Here is a 16,802-nt window from a genome sequence, read left to right as displayed (position 1 = left end):
AAAGAAATAGATCAGCTCAAACAGTTTTTTATCAAGTTAGATCATCACATCGATAGGCTGCGCGCGTAGATTTCGGCTTATGTTTATAGAAAATCTAGTTCATGATTAAATTTATGTTTAATAATCGATGAATTTAATTACTTAGATAACTAAAGTGATAACTTATAAAGTATTTGGTTCATGAACCTAGCTATGATTGCATATTTTCCTACTAAAAAAGTCTTAAGAATAGACAAAATTCTTCTAAGAGGGTGGTGACATTCTATATTTAGAATAAAGCTTGTTGAACAAATTGATCTACAAATGCTTTACGGCTTGAATCCTGAACCAGCTTGATTTGCCAAGACTTTAAGTATCTCAATAACAGCACGTCTTAGCTTGAAAATAATGTGACTTTGGCCATACCACGTGAATAGGCATTACACTACCTGTGTAGTCCTCTAATTTAAATCCAGTTTGTCGAATTGTGTAACCACCTTTAATAAACTAGAAAGAACATAACGACAACCAAAAGCACCAGATAGTCTGATATGAATGCGCTCTTTGGGAGCAAGACCATTCTCTGCTACCTCTAGCCCTTCAATAGCAAGCACGCAAGCTCTAAGTAAGCTTATCCCTCTAGCGTCAGAGTCAAGACTTACCAAATAGACAAATTTAACAGTTGGTTGCGTTGGATGTTCAGCATGGGAAGCCAACCAATGGATTGAGTTTAAATTGGCTAATCGTTGATGATGAGCTTCTGCTCCCTTATTTTTTGTAAAAATTCAGTCGTTATCATTCATCAGTATAAAACGATAGACTTTAATCTCTATGAGGGTTAAAAGTTTGAATTGTTTTGATATTGTGATTTACAATAACTATAAATGAGGGATTAATTATCTGGGATGATGAGTATGATCACTGATTTACAAAAAAATATTGATGATACTCTTGGAAGTCAAGTACTTGTAGGACTTGTTAATCATTTCCTTGAGCATGCAACCTTTTTTGGAATCAATAGAAAGGAGCTTCTTTTACAAGGTGGTTTTACTGAAGAGCAATTAGGCGATTCAAATCAGTGTATTCCACTCAGTCATTTTGAGAAGGCGGTTTCATATACTTATAATATTTTAAACAATCCATTGGTTTCTTTAGTTTTTTCTAAGAAGATGGATTCAACAGCTTATGGTGTTTTAGGACACCTCGTACCTTTATCTTCAACTTTAAGTAAAGCAATATATACCTTAAAAGAATTCCAACCCTTAATTGGTTGTATCGGTGATATTTCTATTCAAATAGAACCCGATATCGTGTATTGGAAATGGAAGTGCAGGTCTAAAGACCCTATTTTTATTCGTTGTGCTACAGAATATAATTTGGCTTGGTGGATCAGTTTGGTTCACTTAGTCCGAGATGAGGGTGATTCTTTACTAAAATCAGTTCATTTTAGCCATACTTTGGCCGCACCAGAATTACAAAAAATGTATGATGAGTTTTTTGGATGTCCAGTTTATTTTGACCAAAAAGAAGCGGCACTGTTATTGCTACCAAAATCATTGAACATGCCATTAAAAACAGCAAATTCTGGATTGTATGACAGTGTTAAAATATTTGCACAAAAATTGCTAGAACAACAAAAAGTTGAAAAAACTTTTACTGAACAGGTCAGAGCGCAAATTTATTTATTGTTGCACCAAGAGCGGTTGTCTCGTGAAAATGTTGCTGAGCAGTTGTCTGTTAATGTCAGGACGTTAAGTAGAAAATTGCATCAAGAAGAAAATGCTTATAGTAAGATATTAGATGAAGTTCGATTCGAGTTAGCTGAAAATTATTTGGTGAACTATCAACATTCAGTTGCATTTATTTCGAAGGCACTTGGTTTTTATACCAGTCATTCATTTATTACATGGTTTAGACTGCAAACAAACTTAACACCAACTCAATACCGTAAAAAATTAAATAATTTAAATATATAGTCATTTTTTGGTCATTTTGGCCCTTTTTTAAATGAGCTGTCCTAAATTCGAAATCTTCTGACTCAGAAGCGTTATTTTTTTATTCTTGATTCATCATATTATTGGAAGAATGATCATATAGATTCTCTCAAAAGTTCATTATTTGTGAAAATTCAGAGGATCTATTAGGTTTGGTTCTTGGATAAGCCTGTTTTTTACAGTATTTGGTAAGCAGGTAAAGGAATATATACATAAAAATTACTCATATAGCTGCAAGTCAAAAACCTATTTGTTTCATATACAAGAGGTTGCGATGAGTAAACGTCAAGGAAAAGATATGAAAAAGCATCAAGTTTATAAACAACCTCTAGGTCTTATTTTACTTAGTTTGGCGGTTACTGGTTGTGGAAATGATAAGGAGGAGGGCTTTAGTACACTGCCTGAAGTGGAAGAGACATGTCCAACGATCATGGATGAAACGCTATTTGCAGATGCAGCAGCTTTAGAAAAATTAGTACAAGTCGGGCCAGAGCTTGGCCAATTTCGTTCTACAGGCAGCGACGCACATAATCAATTGATTGATTGGATTGAAGTAGAAACAAAAAAAATATCAGGTATGCAAATACAGTCAGACAGCTATGAAATTGAGCGCTGGCAACCCACGATGCAAGCTGAAAATGGAAAGGGACGCAGCTTATCACGCTCAGGAAGCCTATCTGTCAATGGTCAGGATATTCCGATTGCTGGAGCAGTGCCGTATTCATTGAGTACATCTAATACAGGGAATACAGGCCAGTTGATTTATTTAGCTGCCAATCAGCCGATTACTGCTGAGCATAAAGGAAAAATTATTGTTCGTGAAATTCCAACAGCTGATGATCCTAATTACGCTAATGTTGTGGCTCCGCCTTACGCATTTTTATTTCAATTTGCAAAATATGTTAGTTCGGCTTTGAATGATCTAAGAACTGAAAGATATGATAAGCCATTTTTAGCAGCGCGATTTATGCACAGTGATTTGGTTGCTGCTGGCAAGGTTGGAGCTGCGGGGCTGATTCTTGGTTTTGATGTACCACGGGAACAAGTGAAAGATTATTTTGATCCGCATAACGGTTTACATTATCGACTTCCGGCTGTTTTCTTAGGATCGGATGAGTTTGCCGAAATAAAAGCATTAGCAACAAATACAACGGATGCACGTATCGTTGTTCAAGCAGAACGAGATAAAGCCATGACTCGTAATTTAACTGCAACGCTACCAGGAATGAGTGAAGAAAAAGTTATTTTTGTTGCCAATACAGACGGTAATACTTGGGTTCAGGAGAATGGTGCTGCTGGTATGGTGGCTTTGGCACAATACTTTTCCAAATTACCGCTGAAATGTCGACCAAAAACTTATGAGTTTGCATTTAATACCGCTCATCTTCATATGTCTAAAGAAGGTACCAATCGATATATGGAAAAAGTCGCTGAAGAATATAAGGCGAAAAAAGTCAATTTTGTATTTGCTGTAGAGCATCTTGGAACTCGTGAAATATTAGCAAAGCCTAGACAAGATGGTAAATTTGGCCGGACCTTAGAATTTTCTGGCAGAGCAGAACCACAAGGCTGGTTTGTTCCTGAAGATCATCTTTTAATGCATAAAATTGCAGAAGATGCTGCGGTAAGACGTAAATTACCAAGTGTTTTTATTGGCACAGGTCAGGATGTACCTGTTCCAGACCGATTACCGAAACAGTGTGATTTTGGTGGACTTGGTAATGCTTCACATAAAAATTTGATTCCAACAATGGCAACCATCTCTGGCCCGTGGTCACTGTGGGCACCATCATTTGGTAAGGATGCTATTGATTTTAATCTAATGCGTCAGCAGTTGTTAGCAATTGGTGATTCAGTTTTAGCTTTACAAAAACATTCTCAAGCTGAAATTGATGGACCTTATATTGCTTGGAGAGCTGCTCGTGATCAAGGCAAATTAACATGTTCTCATTCTATAAATAGTGGTGTGGAAGATGCACCTGCAGCGACTCAATAAGAGGTTACATGACTAATAGATTTTGCAACAAAGTCACTTGAAGCTATTCGATGAATAGCTGAACTAGGCCATGCATTTATGACTATCTTATAAACAGGTTTTTAAAAGGAAATCTCTAAACCAGTGTTGTATAGAATCATGGTGTGTTCTTTCATGCCATGCCATTAATTTATTATAACCACCAACTTCGATTGGTGGTTTTTTGGAAGTAATACCTGAATCTTTCTCTAATAAATAATGTGGAGCAACAGCTATCCAATCACTATTTTTAAGAATATCAGCTAATAAAAGAAAGCTTGTAATGGACATCACAACATTTTTCTTTTTCCCAATTCTCTCTAACGCAACATCTGTAGCTCCTGTGCCCCCATCGTAAGACACTAATACATGATTCATAGAGCAAAGTGTATAATTTCTGCATGGATTGGCTTTTATTATTAAATGGAATGCAGATAATATGTTTCATGAGCTCAAAACTCTTATAGCAATCAAAAATATGGTTCATTTAGTGCTACTGGTCAGAATGTAGGCCTTACACAAGCTGCTGTTAGTGCTCAAATCAAATCTTTAGAATCTTATTTGGGGATTAAACTCTTTGAAAGAAATGGAAAAACTGTTCAATTTAATAGTGAAGGATTACGTGTACTTGCTTTAGCTGAAAAAGTTCTTGAACTCGTAAATAAGATGAAACAACCTGAGTGTCTGGCAGACTTTACGGATGAAATTAAGATAGGAGCTATTGCTTCAATCCAATATTTTGCCTGAAATACTCGAAGAACTATGTAAACACTTTCCTAAAGCAAAAATTAAATTCATGCTAGGAGTCTCGCTCAATTTACTCCATCAACTTGGAAAAAATGAAATTGACCATGCAATTATTATTAAGCCTAATTTTGAAATCCCGGATGAATTTAGTTATTACACTTTAAAGAAAGAGCCCATTCTACTCATTACACCAAATAATATCTAAGAAAATCACCCCATTGAAAGTTTAAAAAGCAATCCCTTTATACATTATGACTATTGTTCATTTGGAGGTAAAGTTGTAGAAAATTATTTAACTAGAAATCAAATTAAAACAAATGAATTTTTTGAAGTAGACGAAATTGAAGCAATTATAAGAATGGTGGAGAAAAATCTAGGAGTGCCTTGATTCCAGATATTGGTATGAATAAATTAAAAGATAGAAATATCAATATTATTGATTTAAAGCAACCAGATTTTTATCGAGAAATCATTGATATTTATAAAAACTTATTTTAAATCAATCATATATAATGTTTTTCATGAAATAATAGAGGCAGTATATACTCAACTTTAATTACCAATCACGTCAATATTTATCTTGTGTAAAATAAACTTATAGTGGCTACTTATTCTTTCACTTCTTGTTGTATCCATCCAACAAATTTTTCAATAAGTGGCGAATTTTCCTGACTGGAATGCACTAAATAATAAGCTCGCTTTTTTTCTAGTTTTTTAGTCGAAACCATAACTAATTCCTTTTTTTGTAATTCTTTTTTGATAAGCATTTGTGGAATTAACGCCATTCCCATACCATGATTAGCTGCAACGGCTAACATTGAAAATAATTCATGACGTTGACCATGGTTAGGGTTAGGGTGCTTTATTGGATGGAGATTAAACCATTCCTCCCAAATATGAGGTCTTGTTGTTTGTTGTAACAACGGAAGTTCTATCAATTGTTGTGCACTTAAATCAAAGCTATTGATATTAATCATCGTAGCATCAGGAAAATAGTGTGTAATTAAGCTGGGTGCGCATACGGCAACCACATCTTCATGCATTAAAAAGTGGCTACATGTACCTGGCCATTGTTCAATCTGTTGGGGTGTACCCGCATAAATAGCAGCATCTAGAATATGGTCATTAAATAAAAAAGGTCGTGTACTAGTTTCTAAATGGACAGTAATTTCAGGATAGAGCTGATTAAAGGTTTGTAACTTTGGCAACAACCAGCGTGTAGCAAATGTAGGCACCACTCCTAGTTTTAAAGTACCTCCTTGTCCTTTGTGCGCAATAACATCTAGTGTGGTCTGTTCTAACCCCCTTAAATAGGGCGTAATACTTTTGAAATATTGTTGGCCTACATATGTTAATTCTACGCCATGGCGTGTTCGGGTAAATAAGGGAACATCTAAATAACTTTCTAACTGCTGTATTTGTCTAGAAACAGCACTTTGAGTTAAAAACAGTTCTTGGGATGCATGCGTATAGCTAGCATGACGTGCTGCCGATTCAAAACATAAAAGTGCTTGCAAAGAAGGAATTCTGCGGCGCATAGATCATCCTTGAAAATATTAAGATATCAATAAATTACATATCATTATGTTATGACTATACAACTTAAGTGTAAAAACCTTCAATCATCCTGATAATTTAAGTTTAAGAATTTTAAATTAAATAAAGTATGCGGAAAACGCATAACTGCATGCATATTTATTGTTTGAAAGAAAGACGATTCACGCATACAGTCAATCCAAGAATAATACAACACATGGACTTAAAGGCTGGTGAGGACACTATGAATCAAATGGTAAATTCTAAGAAAGTAAGTAAATCAAATTTTAACTGGCAAGACCCGTTCATGATAGAACAGCAACTCAGTTCAGAAGAGCGCATGATTCGTGATGCAGCAGCTGCTTACTGTCAAGACAAGTTGATGCCACGGGTATTAGAGCAGTTCCGCCATGAAAAAACCGATCCAGCTATTTTTCGTGAAATGGGTGAATTAGGGTTGCTGGGTCCAACCATTCCTGAACAGTACGGTGGTGCTGGTTTAAATTATGTCAGCTATGGCCTGATTGCACGTGAAGTCGAGCGTGTCGATTCAGGTTATCGTTCAATGGCCAGCGTACAAAGTTCACTGGTCATGGTGCCGATTCATGAATTTGGTTCTGAAGAACAAAAACAGAAGTATTTACCAAAATTAGCCACAGGGGAATATATTGGCTGTTTCGGCTTGACTGAACCAGATCATGGTTCTGATCCGGGCAGCATGATTACCCGTGCCAAAAAAGTCGATGGCGGTTACCGCTTAACTGGCGCAAAAATGTGGATTACCAATAGTCCGATAGCAGATGTATTCGTGGTCTGGGCCAAGGAAGTATCCGCTGAGGGTAATGTCGGTGACATTCGCGGGTTTATTTTGGAAAAAGGCTGGGAAGGGCTTTCAGCGCCTGCGATTCATGGCAAGGTTGGCTTACGCGCATCGATCACTGGTGAAATTGTGATGGATAACGTGTTTGTACCAGAAGAGAATGCATTTCCAGAAGTCCGTGGCTTAAAAGGTCCATTTACCTGTCTGAACAGTGCGCGTTACGGGATTGCTTGGGGAGCCATGGGCGCAGCAGAGTTCTGCTGGCATACGGCACATCAATACACCATAGATCGAAAACAGTTTGGCCGACCACTTGCTGCCAATCAGTTGATCCAAAAGAAACTGGCCGATATGCAAACTGAAATTGCACTCGGTTTACAGGTGGCTTTACGTTTTGGTCGTATGAAAGATGAAGGTATTGCATCAGTCGAAGGTACGTCTTTAATTAAGCGTAATAACTGTGGTAAAGCTCTAGATATTGCACGTCTGGCACGTGACATGATGGGCGGTAACGGGATCTCTGATGAATTTGGCGTAGCTCGTCATCTGGTTAATCTAGAAGTAGTCAATACCTATGAAGGTACCCATGATGTGCATGCGTTAATTTTAGGACGTGCACAAACCGGAATTGCCGCATTCGGTAACTAATTTAGTTCTTCAATTCAGGATGTTTATTTATAGGCATCCTTGAGACTTTTTTGTCTCAAAAAATCAATAATTAACTTAAATTAAAGGATTCATCGTGAAACATTCTTGTAAATCTGTGCATTTTCAGGCTTAAAGTTCAAATGGGACAATAGAAAAATAATAAAGAACCTAAGGCAAATGTAGAGAAATAATAGGACTGCCGATGACTCATTTGGGAAAATGAGGGATATGGAAATGAATAATGATATACAAGCTGAAGCAGGAACGCTCAGCAGAAAATTGCCATCCAATATAGGTACAGTGCACCGTATTCATAAAAACACATGGAAAATTGCATTTGTTTTTGCATTTATTTCATTGGTAATAGATGGTGTCGACATCATGCTGTTGTCATTCAGCTTGACCAGTTTAAAGTCTGAGTTCGGTCTAACTTCATTTCAAGCTGGTATGCTAGGAAGTTCATCACTAGCAGGGATGGCGTTTGGTGGAATTACAGGTGGATGGGCATGTGACAAATTCGGTCGTGTCAAAACTATCGCCTGGTCTGTGGTTTTCTTTTCAATTATGACCTGTATTCTGGGCTTCACTCAAACTTATGAGCAGTTCATGATTTTGCGGTTTATTGGCGCATTTGGATTAGGTTCGTTATACATGGCGTGTAATACACTGATGGCTGAATATGTACCAACAAAGTATCGCACCACCGTTTTAGGCACATTACAGACAGGTCAAACCATTGGTTATATCGTGGCGACGTTGTTGGCGGGCGCAATTATTCCTGATCATGGCTGGCGTATGTTGTTTTATGTCACGATTGTTCCAGCAGCATTTGCACTTATTTTCATGCGTTTTGTACCTGAACCTGCATCTTGGCAAGAAGCAAAAATAGAACAATTTAAACGCAAAGAATTGAAAATTGAGCCTACAACTGAAGCAATCACTGCAAAAGCTCCCTCTGAAAGTGTGTATAAACGTATTTTTGGCCATACTCAGCACCGCAAAATGTTTTTACTGTGGATGACCACGGCTGCCTTCTTACAATTTGGCTACTACGGTGTCAATAACTGGATGCCAACCTATTTAGAAACAGAACTGAATATGAACTTCAAAGCTTTAACAGGCTATATGGTAGGTGCATATACAGCAATGATTCTAGGGAAAATTATTGCAGGCTATGCCGCAGATAAATTGGGTCGTCGGGTAACTTTTGTCTTTGGTACAGTTGCGACAGCCGCATTTTTACCAGTGATTATTTTCTACAATACACCAAGCAATATTGCTTATTTATTAATTACCTTTGGTTTCCTCTATGGAATTCCATACGGTGTAAATGCAACCTATATGGCGGAAACCTTCGCGACCGATGTTCGTGGTACAGCCATTGGCGGTGCGTATAACATGGGACGTTTAGGTGCTGCGATTGCACCTGCTACCATCGGGATTATTGCGGCAGGTGGTTCATTCACTATGGCATTTATTGTAATGGGTACAGCCTACTTTATTGCGGGTGTTATTCCAGGCTTGTTTATCCGTGAACGGCAGTATGATCCACAGCAATCTTCATTAGTGACGGTCACAAATACGGAAGAGAAAACGTCGAGTAGCGTGGAAGTAATCAACAAAACTATTACCGCTAAATAATAAAAATGGCCAGCAGCTTCCTCTGCTGGCTTTTGGAGTAGAACATGGGTGCATTACAAGGAATACGGGTACTGGATTTAAGCCGCGTACTAGCAGGTCCATGGTGTGGACAGATTTTGGCAGATCTAGGTGCTGAAGTGATTAAAATTGAACGTCCAAAAGTGGGAGATGACACCCGTATGTGGGGACCACCGTGGATGCTGGATAATCAGGGTGCTGCCACCCGTGAATCGGGCTATTACCAGTGTACCAACCGCAACAAATATTCAGTTGCTATCGATATTGCAACTGAACAAGGGCAGGAACTGATTCGTGAAATTGCTAAAACTGCCGATGTAGTGATTGAAAACTATAAAGCAGGCTCATTGGAAAAATACGGCTTAGATTATGCATCTTTAAATCAGCTTAATCCAAACTTGGTCTATTGCTCAATTACTGGATTCGGCCAAACTGGACCGCGTGCAGAAGAGCCGGGGTATGACTTTATTATTCAAGGTATGTCCGGATTAATGAGTATTACAGGTGAAAAGGATGAGTTACCCGGTGGCGGTGCACAAAAAGTCGGTGTAGCTGTGGTCGATATTCAAACGGGGCTGTATGCAACCGTTGCCATTCAGGCGGCTTTACTGGCACGCCAACACACTGGTTGTGGGCAATATATCGATTTATCCTTATTAGACGTACAGGTGGCTACACTGGCCAATCAGGGCATGAATTATTTAACTTCTGGTATTGCTCCAAAGCGCATGGGAAATAATCATCCAAATATTGTTCCTTATCAAACATTTAAAGCCAAAGATAAAGAGTTTATTATCGCCTGTGGCAATGATAAGCAGTTTAAAGATTTGTGCATTGCCATTGAGCTTCCTAAATTATTAGAAGATAAAAAGTTCCAACATAATCAGGATCGGGTTAAGCATCGTGATGAATTGATTTCATTACTGTCAGAGTACTTCTTGACTAAAAATGCACAAGATTGGGTAGCGGCAATTCATGCAGTAAAAGTGCCGGTCGGGGTGATTAACTCGATAGAAGATGCACTGCATGAACCACAAATTCAGTCTCGGAATATGGTGGTGGATGTTGCACATCCGTTGAATGATCAATTTAAAATGATTGGTTCACCGATAAAGTTATCCAATACACCGGTTGAATATAAGCATGCTGCGCCACAGTTGGGTGAACATACGCTAAAGATTTTATTACAGTTTAAAACCCGAGAAGAGCTTGCTTCTTTACAAGCTAAAGGTGTTATTGATAGTTCAATAAATATTTTAAATGACGATTCGGTTGCTTGAATATGTATTCAATAGATAAATGTACCCATTAAATTTGGGCTGCTCCAAGTATCCAGACATGAGGCAGTCGGATGTTGAAGTTGCCTCAAAGACTTCAATTTTAGAGAAGTCTATACCGATGAAGCATTCACAATTGAAGCCAAGAATGGTTACTTCACAGAATCGCTCGCCAGCAACGTGGCTTCATTTTTCATCTGGAATCGCACTCGTATAAACCATTACCAGATCAAGTCTACTATTAGAGATCTTAAGGCACATGTTTTGTTTACTGTCTTATGTGGACGAGCTCTATATTTGTAGTATTACAAGAAACCGCAGCTATTGATTGAGCAAATATTTGCTCATTTAATTTAAACCACCATAAAAATGCGCAAATATATTCTCATTTTTTTGATTTTATGATATTTTTGAGAAAATGTTTGCTCATTTCTATCTATGGAAAAATTAACGATCCAAGCTCTTCTCGATACAGAATGGCTAGATATAGCAGAACTCAAGATACTAGAACCACATAAAGGTTCTGCAAGTGCGAGTGAGTTATCCTACGAATTAGAATATGCCATTTCTTATCTAGATAAGAGAGATGAACATGCATGTAGCTTAGCACTTCCTGTTCAGATTCTCATTCAACATGAATCGAAAGTCTGGTTTAGTTTTTTAGATGATATTGTGCCATCTGGTGCTGCTCGACGTTATTTAGTGCAATATCTAGGTCTGCAAAAACTTTCGCCAGCAGAACAAGATTTTACTTTATTAGAAAAGGGCACAATTGCTCCTGTAGGGAATCTAAGAGTTAAGGAATCAGTTCCACCAATCAATCCAGAATCAACATTGCACTTACGCAAGTTCACTACTGATGATGTTACGGAACGGAATATTGATTTTCTCGAATATGCACAACAAATGGGTGCAATTAGTGGTGGTGCAACTGGTGCAGGTGGTGAGGCTCCAAAACTACTGATTCGCGTGTCAAAGGATCAGCAAGTTTGGATTGATGCCTATCAAAATTCTTTTGATGAACCAGATCAGCATTATCTAGTTAAATTCCCTCGAAATAAGCGTAGTGCAATAGATTGCGATATATTGAGAGCAGAATATCATTTTTATCATGCCCTGAATGAACTTGGGTTTACAACAATTGAAACTTCTCAGATGAAGCTGATTGAAGGTCAGAAATACCCTTCGTTATGGCTGCCGAGATTTGACACAGAGTGGCGTAATCAACAATGGCATAGATTCGGGCTTGAGTCAGTTTATTCCGTATTGAATAAAACATCAGGGAGCCATTTGAATCATTTTGAGGTCATAGACGCGCTTTGTACCTTATTAAAATCGGTGGACAAAAACTTTGATTCTTCGCAATTCGTTTGTGAGTGGTTACAAAGGGATTTGCTGAATATCATTTTTGGTAACTCAGATAATCACGGCCGTAATACGTCATTCTTAAAAAAATCAGGACGAATATTTCTTGCTCCAATTTACGACTTTGCCCCAATGAAAGCCGATCCAGAAGTTGTAATGAGATCAACAACATGGGGAAGTCCGTATGAAGAAGGAGGGGAATACCGCTGGGAAAGTATTAGTCGAAATCTTGCACATTGGTGTGAACCACAAATATCTTTAAGTACATTGAAAACATTGGCGAGCAAACTTATTGGTCTCAAACAGCAATTAATCAATAGAGGTGTTCCCCAAACGATTATAGATATGCCAGGTCTAGGATATGACTTTATTGAAGCCAAATTGAGTCGATGGGAGCTATTATGAAAAAGGAAAATCAGCCACTTGACCGTCAGCAATTGCTCATTGATTTATATACGCAATATTTATTCGGTAAAATTACCTTGGGGCAACTGCTGAGCCACTTGCGCAAAAATGTATTGGGACTATCTCAAGAAAAATATGCAGCAATGGTTGGAATCAGTCGGCGTACTTTAACAGACATTGAGCAGGATAAAGGTCAACTGACTCAGGTCGTGTTAGATAAGGTGTTTAAACCACTTGGCTTAAAAGCCGGCCTCGTACCCACACATGAGCATATCGTTCACAAGATTATTCAGCCATCTAGTGATTAAAACTTAAGATTGAAGCTATTTTGATCATCACATCGATAGGCTGCGCGCGTAGATTTCGGCATAACGTATATTATGTTCATTAGCGTACTCGGCATCGTGAATATAATTTTACTGGAATTCACGATGTCGAGCTGTAGCACCAACTGAGTTGCGTAGGCTACAGTCTTGGATATTCTATTTAACTTATGTTGACCTGAGTTCTAGTTAATAATAAATTATTAAAATTTATATTTTAGTTTCAATGGTTTATTTGGATAAATTAATTTACTTAAAATAAGATGGTTCATGAACCTAAGATTTTTATTAAAACTAAGCTTAAAACCATAATCTCTTTCATTCGATTGAAGCCTACTCTCGTTTATTGAGAAAAAGGCATCAAAAGATGCCATTTTCTATTTTCCCTGAATTTATTCTGCAATTTTTAAGACGACTTTACCTTTTGCTCGTCCAGTATTCACATATTGGAAAGCATCTTTAATCTCTGTAAATGCATATGTCTTATCAACAATTGGATTTATTTTTCCAGACTCAACTAACTTTGAAATTTCAGATAGCTGTAGTCCATTCGGCTGCATAAACAAAAATGAATAAGTAATTCCTTTCTTTTTGGCTTTATTTCGGATCGACCAACTTAAAAGAGGAATAATACATTTCAATAACCAATTTGCATGGATTGCTTCTGCAAACTCACGATCAGGTGGACCAGAGATACTGATAATACGACCACCACTTTTAAGAACATTTAGAGATTTCTCTAAAATTTTTCCGCTTTGCGTGTCTAAGACTACGTCATAGTCTTTGAGTTCTTGTTCAAAATCAGTCGTTTTATAATCAATGATAATGTCTGCACCTAATGCTTTGACCCATTGTGCATTTTTACCACTCGTAGTCGTCGCAACAGTCGCACCTAAGTGTTTCGCAAGCTGAATAGCAATTGAGCCAACACCGCCAGAACCTGCATGAATAAGCACTTTTTGTCCTGCTTGAACTTTCGCAATTTCAACCAAGGCCTGCCATACAGTCAATGAAACAAGTGGAAGAGAAGCTGCGAGTTCCATCGAAATATTTTGAGGTTTTAGCGCCAACGAAGATTGATGAACGACAGTATATTCAGCAAAAGCACCATTTTGATCAGTCTTGGCATACACCTCATCACCAGCTTTAAACTGTTTAACATTTGCGCCAACTTGGACAACTGTACCTGCAAAATCATTGCCTAAAATAAAAGGAAACTTAACAGGCTGAATGGCCTTAAATTCACCTTCTAAAACCCTTAAGTCCAGAGGATTAATACTTGCTGCATGTATTTTAACAAGTACATCATTCTCTGTAATCGGTGGTTTAGATTGTTCATCGAGTTGAACATCATCAATATTGCCGTAGCGGTTAATATAGGCTGCTTTCATATAAGACCTCAATTGGTTTGCTTTTTGTTTTAATGTTTTACGTATGTAAATCTACATTAAATTTTCAGATTAGGGTGCATATCAGACTCTTCGATTAAAACTTGAATTGAGTCATCAACAATATTTATTTTTTTATCATAATCTAAAAAATGATTAGTTGATACTGAAAAGATAGTAACTATTCAAAATTAATCCTGTACTGTTAGTACTAATTCGATAGTTACAATGTTATTTCCTATTGAAGAGTGCATAGACCAGCTCAAGATATGAATGATTTCAAAAGTATGAGGTTCTTATTCTTAGGGTAGCGGTTTAGATATTAATCTTACTTTAGGAAATTCATCATGCGTGGCTTAGTCAAAAAAAGTCTGATTTCAATGGCTTTAGCTGTATCAAGTTCAATCTATGCCGATGTAAATACAGCTATGACTCAGAATTCAGGAGCGATTGTAATGACGGAAAAACAATATCAATGGACAACTGTTCCAACTCAATTTATTTCAGCTGATGGTGTTAGCTTCGCATACCGAGAATATGGTCAACAAAATGGTGGAACGCCTATCATTTTTCTCAATCATTTAGCTGCTGTCTTAGATAATTGGGATCCACGAATCATTGATGGTATTGCAGCAAAACATCATGTCGTTATTTTTGATAATCGTGGTGTCGGCGCATCAACTGGTGAGCCAGCAAAGTCCATTGAACAAATGGCTGATGATGCGATTACATTTATTCAAGCAAAAGGATTTAAACAGGTTGATTTATTTGGTTTTTCAATGGGTGGCATGATTTCGCAAGAGATCGTTCTTAAACAACCAAACTTGATTCGTAAAATGATTTTATCGGGAACTGGACCTGCGGGTGGTACTGGAATTAGTACAGTGGGGCGAGTTTCAAATTGGGATTTAGTTCGTGGTATGACGACTCGTCAAGATCCTAAAGTTTATTTATTTTTTACGCGTACAGATAATGGCAAAGCTGCTGCAAAAGAATTTGTGCAGCGTATAAATGAACGCACTGAAAATCGTGACAAAGAGATTACCATTTCTGCATATCGTGCCCAGCTTAAAGCATTGAAAAAATGGGGAAATAAGAAACCAGCTGACTTTTCAGTTATTCAACAACCTGTCTTAGTTGCCAACGGTGATCATGACCGTATGGTTCCAACAGTGAATACCTACGACTTAGCAAAACGCCTCCCAAATAGCTCGCTCATTATCTATCCAGATGCAGGTCATGGCGGAATATTTCAGTTTAATCAAGATTTTGTAAAACAATCGCTCACGTTCTTAGCTAAATAAATTTAGACCCAATCAGATATTTAAATGAGGACAATGAAGATGACTGTAATTACACATCAAACAGCTGAAACCCAGTTTATAGAAGTTAATGGAGCAACTTTTGCCTATCGTCGCTGGGGCAATGCAAATACAGAGCAACCTCCTTTATTTTTTCTTCAGCATTTCCGAGGCGGTTTGGACAATTGGGATCCATTGATTACAGATGGGTTAGCAGCAGGGCGAGAAGTCATTTTGTTTAATGGTCGTGGTGTCGCTTCATCCACAGGTCAGCCACGCACTCGCATTGAAGATATGGCTGATGATGCTGCCGCAGTAATTTGTGCATTGGATTTAAACCAAGTGGATCTACTTGGATTCTCACTGGGAGGATTTCAGGCACAGGATTTAGTACGTCGTCATCCTGAACTGGTCAGAAAATTAATGCTTTTGGGTACAGGTCCACGAGGTGGAAAACCACGTGGTGATGATCCAGATGTACCTGCTTTGGTCTTGAAGTATGCAACCAGTGCAGTACCTTCCGAAGAGGACTTTCTATTTTTATTCTTTGGTCGATCAAAAGCCGCAATTCAAGCAGGTCGTGATTTTTGGCAACGTCGCCATCAACGTAAAGATCAGGATCCAGCAAGTTCAGTCGACGTGATGCAGGCTCAGATTGAAGCCAATATGCACTTTTTACCGAAACTTGATGAACAAGATCCATTTGCTCATTTACGTGAGATTAAACAGCCAACTTTTATCCTCAATGGTGTGGATGATGTGATGATTCCGACCATCAATGCCTATCAGATGGCACTTAATATTCCAAATGCACAGCTGTTTATTTATCCCGATGCAGGGCATGGCGCACAGTTTCAATATCCAGAACGATTCGTGAAGCATGCCATACAGTTTTTAGGTGAGTAATCGATCAGAATTTCCTTAGTGTTTTTTATATATTGATGAACTGAGAGCTAAAATGATGAAATTTAAATTATTACTGTGGATGCTGACTAAGCTGTTACAACGGGCTGTGAAAACCAATCCGAAATGTGCTTCATACGTGAAAGATAAAAATGTCACATTCCAAATCCAGACGGCAAGTGGTGAAGGGCGTTATTTTGAAGTTAAAAATGGCAAGATAAGCTCTCACGCAGGACGAATCAAATCGCCAAGTTTTACATTCACTTTTAAGAATGGCAGTACAGGTTTTGCTGTGCTATCAGCCAAAGATAGTATCAATACGTTTCTAACTGCTCTTAGAACAGAGGATCTTGTGATTACTGGAAACTTTGTAGATGTAATGTGGTTTCAAAGTTTAGTGGACTTTATTCAACCTTATTCTCAATCATCTTCCACTGTGTGAG

At 37.9% G+C, this 16,802-nt stretch carries 15 protein-coding genes; 12 read left to right on the top strand and 3 right to left on the bottom strand.

Annotated elements, in window-relative coordinates; genetic code table 11:
• Positions 1 to 884 precede the first annotated feature (884 nt).
• Positions 885 to 1,955, top strand: a complete 1,071-nt coding sequence (locus RR876_RS14370; RefSeq protein ID WP_332478095.1) for an AraC family transcriptional regulator ligand-binding domain-containing protein — start codon at positions 885 to 887, stop codon at positions 1,953 to 1,955.
• 316 nt (positions 1,956 to 2,271) lie between these two features.
• Positions 2,272 to 3,969, top strand: a complete 1,698-nt coding sequence (locus RR876_RS14365) for a hypothetical protein (protein WP_332478130.1) — start codon at positions 2,272 to 2,274, stop codon at positions 3,967 to 3,969.
• 87 nt (positions 3,970 to 4,056) lie between these two features.
• Here the strand turns inward: RR876_RS14365 and RR876_RS14360 are convergent, their stop codons facing one another.
• Entirely contained in the window at positions 4,057 to 4,365 is a 309-nt protein-coding gene (locus RR876_RS14360; protein ID WP_332478094.1) for a hypothetical protein, read from the bottom strand.
• A 183-nt stretch (positions 4,366 to 4,548) separates the two neighbouring features.
• Between RR876_RS14360 and RR876_RS14355 the strand changes: the two genes are divergently transcribed.
• On the top strand, positions 4,549 to 4,734 hold the full coding sequence (locus RR876_RS14355) for a hypothetical protein (protein ID WP_332478093.1): 186 nt from the start codon (positions 4,549 to 4,551) through the stop codon (positions 4,732 to 4,734).
• On the top strand, positions 4,709 to 4,939 hold the full coding sequence (locus RR876_RS14350) for a LysR substrate-binding domain-containing protein (protein WP_332478092.1): 231 nt from the start codon (positions 4,709 to 4,711) through the stop codon (positions 4,937 to 4,939). The genes RR876_RS14355 and RR876_RS14350 overlap by 26 nt, the downstream gene beginning before the upstream one ends.
• Before the next feature lie 403 nt (positions 4,940 to 5,342).
• Here the strand turns inward: RR876_RS14350 and RR876_RS14345 are convergent, their stop codons facing one another.
• Positions 5,343 to 6,272 carry a LysR substrate-binding domain-containing protein gene (locus RR876_RS14345; RefSeq protein WP_332478091.1) on the bottom strand — a complete coding sequence of 310 codons (930 nt, stop codon included), beginning with the start codon at positions 6,270 to 6,272 and terminating at the stop codon, positions 5,343 to 5,345.
• A gap of 242 nt (positions 6,273 to 6,514) precedes the next feature.
• On the opposite strand from RR876_RS14345, the gene RR876_RS14340 reads away from it, so the two are divergent.
• The 5 genes from RR876_RS14340 to RR876_RS14320 all read left to right on the top strand — a co-directional run bounded on the left by RR876_RS14340 (position 6,515) and on the right by RR876_RS14320 (position 12,752).
• Positions 6,515 to 7,738, top strand: a complete 1,224-nt coding sequence (locus tag RR876_RS14340) for an acyl-CoA dehydrogenase (protein WP_332478090.1) — start codon at positions 6,515 to 6,517, stop codon at positions 7,736 to 7,738.
• A gap of 234 nt (positions 7,739 to 7,972) precedes the next feature.
• Positions 7,973 to 9,379 carry an MFS transporter gene (locus tag RR876_RS14335; RefSeq protein WP_332478089.1) on the top strand — a complete coding sequence of 469 codons (1,407 nt, stop codon included), beginning with the start codon at positions 7,973 to 7,975 and terminating at the stop codon, positions 9,377 to 9,379.
• 44 nt (positions 9,380 to 9,423) lie between these two features.
• The gene (locus tag RR876_RS14330) at positions 9,424 to 10,677 is read left to right on the top strand and encodes a CaiB/BaiF CoA-transferase family protein (RefSeq protein WP_332478088.1); all 1,254 of its coding nucleotides are present in this window, start codon (positions 9,424 to 9,426) and stop codon (positions 10,675 to 10,677) included.
• A 435-nt stretch (positions 10,678 to 11,112) separates the two neighbouring features.
• On the top strand, positions 11,113 to 12,444 hold the full coding sequence (locus RR876_RS14325) for a HipA domain-containing protein (RefSeq protein WP_332478087.1): 1,332 nt from the start codon (positions 11,113 to 11,115) through the stop codon (positions 12,442 to 12,444).
• On the top strand, positions 12,441 to 12,752 hold the full coding sequence (locus tag RR876_RS14320) for a helix-turn-helix transcriptional regulator (RefSeq protein WP_259233936.1): 312 nt from the start codon (positions 12,441 to 12,443) through the stop codon (positions 12,750 to 12,752). Before RR876_RS14325 ends, RR876_RS14320 begins: the two co-directional genes overlap by 4 nt.
• Positions 12,753 to 13,159: 407 nt before the next feature.
• Here RR876_RS14320 and RR876_RS14315 read toward each other — a convergent pair whose 3' ends face one another.
• Positions 13,160 to 14,158 (bottom strand): NADP-dependent oxidoreductase, encoded by a 999-nt coding sequence (locus RR876_RS14315; protein ID WP_332478086.1) that lies wholly within the window; start codon positions 14,156 to 14,158, stop codon positions 13,160 to 13,162.
• Between the two features lie 425 nt (positions 14,159 to 14,583).
• Here RR876_RS14315 and RR876_RS14310 point away from each other — a divergent pair, with 425 nt between their 5' ends.
• Genes RR876_RS14310 through RR876_RS14300 form a run of 3 tightly spaced genes read left to right on the top strand, consistent with a single transcriptional unit; the run spans position 14,584 to position 16,801 of the window.
• Positions 14,584 to 15,459 (top strand): alpha/beta hydrolase, encoded by an 876-nt coding sequence (locus tag RR876_RS14310; RefSeq protein WP_332478129.1) that lies wholly within the window; start codon positions 14,584 to 14,586, stop codon positions 15,457 to 15,459.
• A gap of 39 nt (positions 15,460 to 15,498) precedes the next feature.
• Entirely contained in the window at positions 15,499 to 16,362 is an 864-nt protein-coding gene (locus RR876_RS14305; RefSeq protein ID WP_332478085.1) for an alpha/beta hydrolase, read from the top strand.
• A 52-nt stretch (positions 16,363 to 16,414) separates the two neighbouring features.
• Positions 16,415 to 16,801 (top strand): helicase, encoded by a 387-nt coding sequence (locus RR876_RS14300; protein ID WP_332478084.1) that lies wholly within the window; start codon positions 16,415 to 16,417, stop codon positions 16,799 to 16,801.
• The last annotated feature ends 1 nt before the right edge of the window (position 16,802 follow it).

Source organism: Acinetobacter sp., assembly GCF_036666595.1.
Taxonomy (GTDB): Bacteria; Pseudomonadota; Gammaproteobacteria; order Pseudomonadales; family Moraxellaceae; genus Acinetobacter.
Note: the sequence above shows the minus strand (reverse complement) of the source record. Positions and strands in the feature narration are given on the sequence as shown.

What these genes read in the sequence shown, in the direction of transcription:
- RR876_RS14305 (WP_332478085.1), top strand. Translation starts at nt 15,499, where the DNA reads ATGACTGTAATTACACATCAAACAGCTGAAACCCAGTTTATAGAAGTT.
- RR876_RS14365 (WP_332478130.1), top strand. Translation starts at nt 2,272, where the DNA reads ATGAAAAAGCATCAAGTTTATAAACAACCTCTAGGTCTTATTTTACTT.
- RR876_RS14320 (WP_259233936.1), top strand. Translation starts at nt 12,441, where the DNA reads ATGAAAAAGGAAAATCAGCCACTTGACCGTCAGCAATTGCTCATTGAT.
- RR876_RS14340 (WP_332478090.1), top strand. Translation starts at nt 6,515, where the DNA reads ATGAATCAAATGGTAAATTCTAAGAAAGTAAGTAAATCAAATTTTAAC.
- RR876_RS14315 (WP_332478086.1), bottom strand. Translation starts at nt 14,158, where the DNA reads ATGAAAGCAGCCTATATTAACCGCTACGGCAATATTGATGATGTTCAA.
- RR876_RS14360 (WP_332478094.1), bottom strand. Translation starts at nt 4,365, where the DNA reads ATGAATCATGTATTAGTGTCTTACGATGGGGGCACAGGAGCTACAGAT.
- RR876_RS14370 (WP_332478095.1), top strand. Translation starts at nt 885, where the DNA reads ATGATGAGTATGATCACTGATTTACAAAAAAATATTGATGATACTCTT.
- RR876_RS14325 (WP_332478087.1), top strand. Translation starts at nt 11,113, where the DNA reads ATGGAAAAATTAACGATCCAAGCTCTTCTCGATACAGAATGGCTAGAT.
- RR876_RS14335 (WP_332478089.1), top strand. Translation starts at nt 7,973, where the DNA reads ATGAATAATGATATACAAGCTGAAGCAGGAACGCTCAGCAGAAAATTG.
- RR876_RS14330 (WP_332478088.1), top strand. Translation starts at nt 9,424, where the DNA reads ATGGGTGCATTACAAGGAATACGGGTACTGGATTTAAGCCGCGTACTA.
- RR876_RS14310 (WP_332478129.1), top strand. Translation starts at nt 14,584, where the DNA reads ATGACTCAGAATTCAGGAGCGATTGTAATGACGGAAAAACAATATCAA.
- RR876_RS14300 (WP_332478084.1), top strand. Translation starts at nt 16,415, where the DNA reads ATGATGAAATTTAAATTATTACTGTGGATGCTGACTAAGCTGTTACAA.
- RR876_RS14345 (WP_332478091.1), bottom strand. Translation starts at nt 6,272, where the DNA reads ATGCGCCGCAGAATTCCTTCTTTGCAAGCACTTTTATGTTTTGAATCG.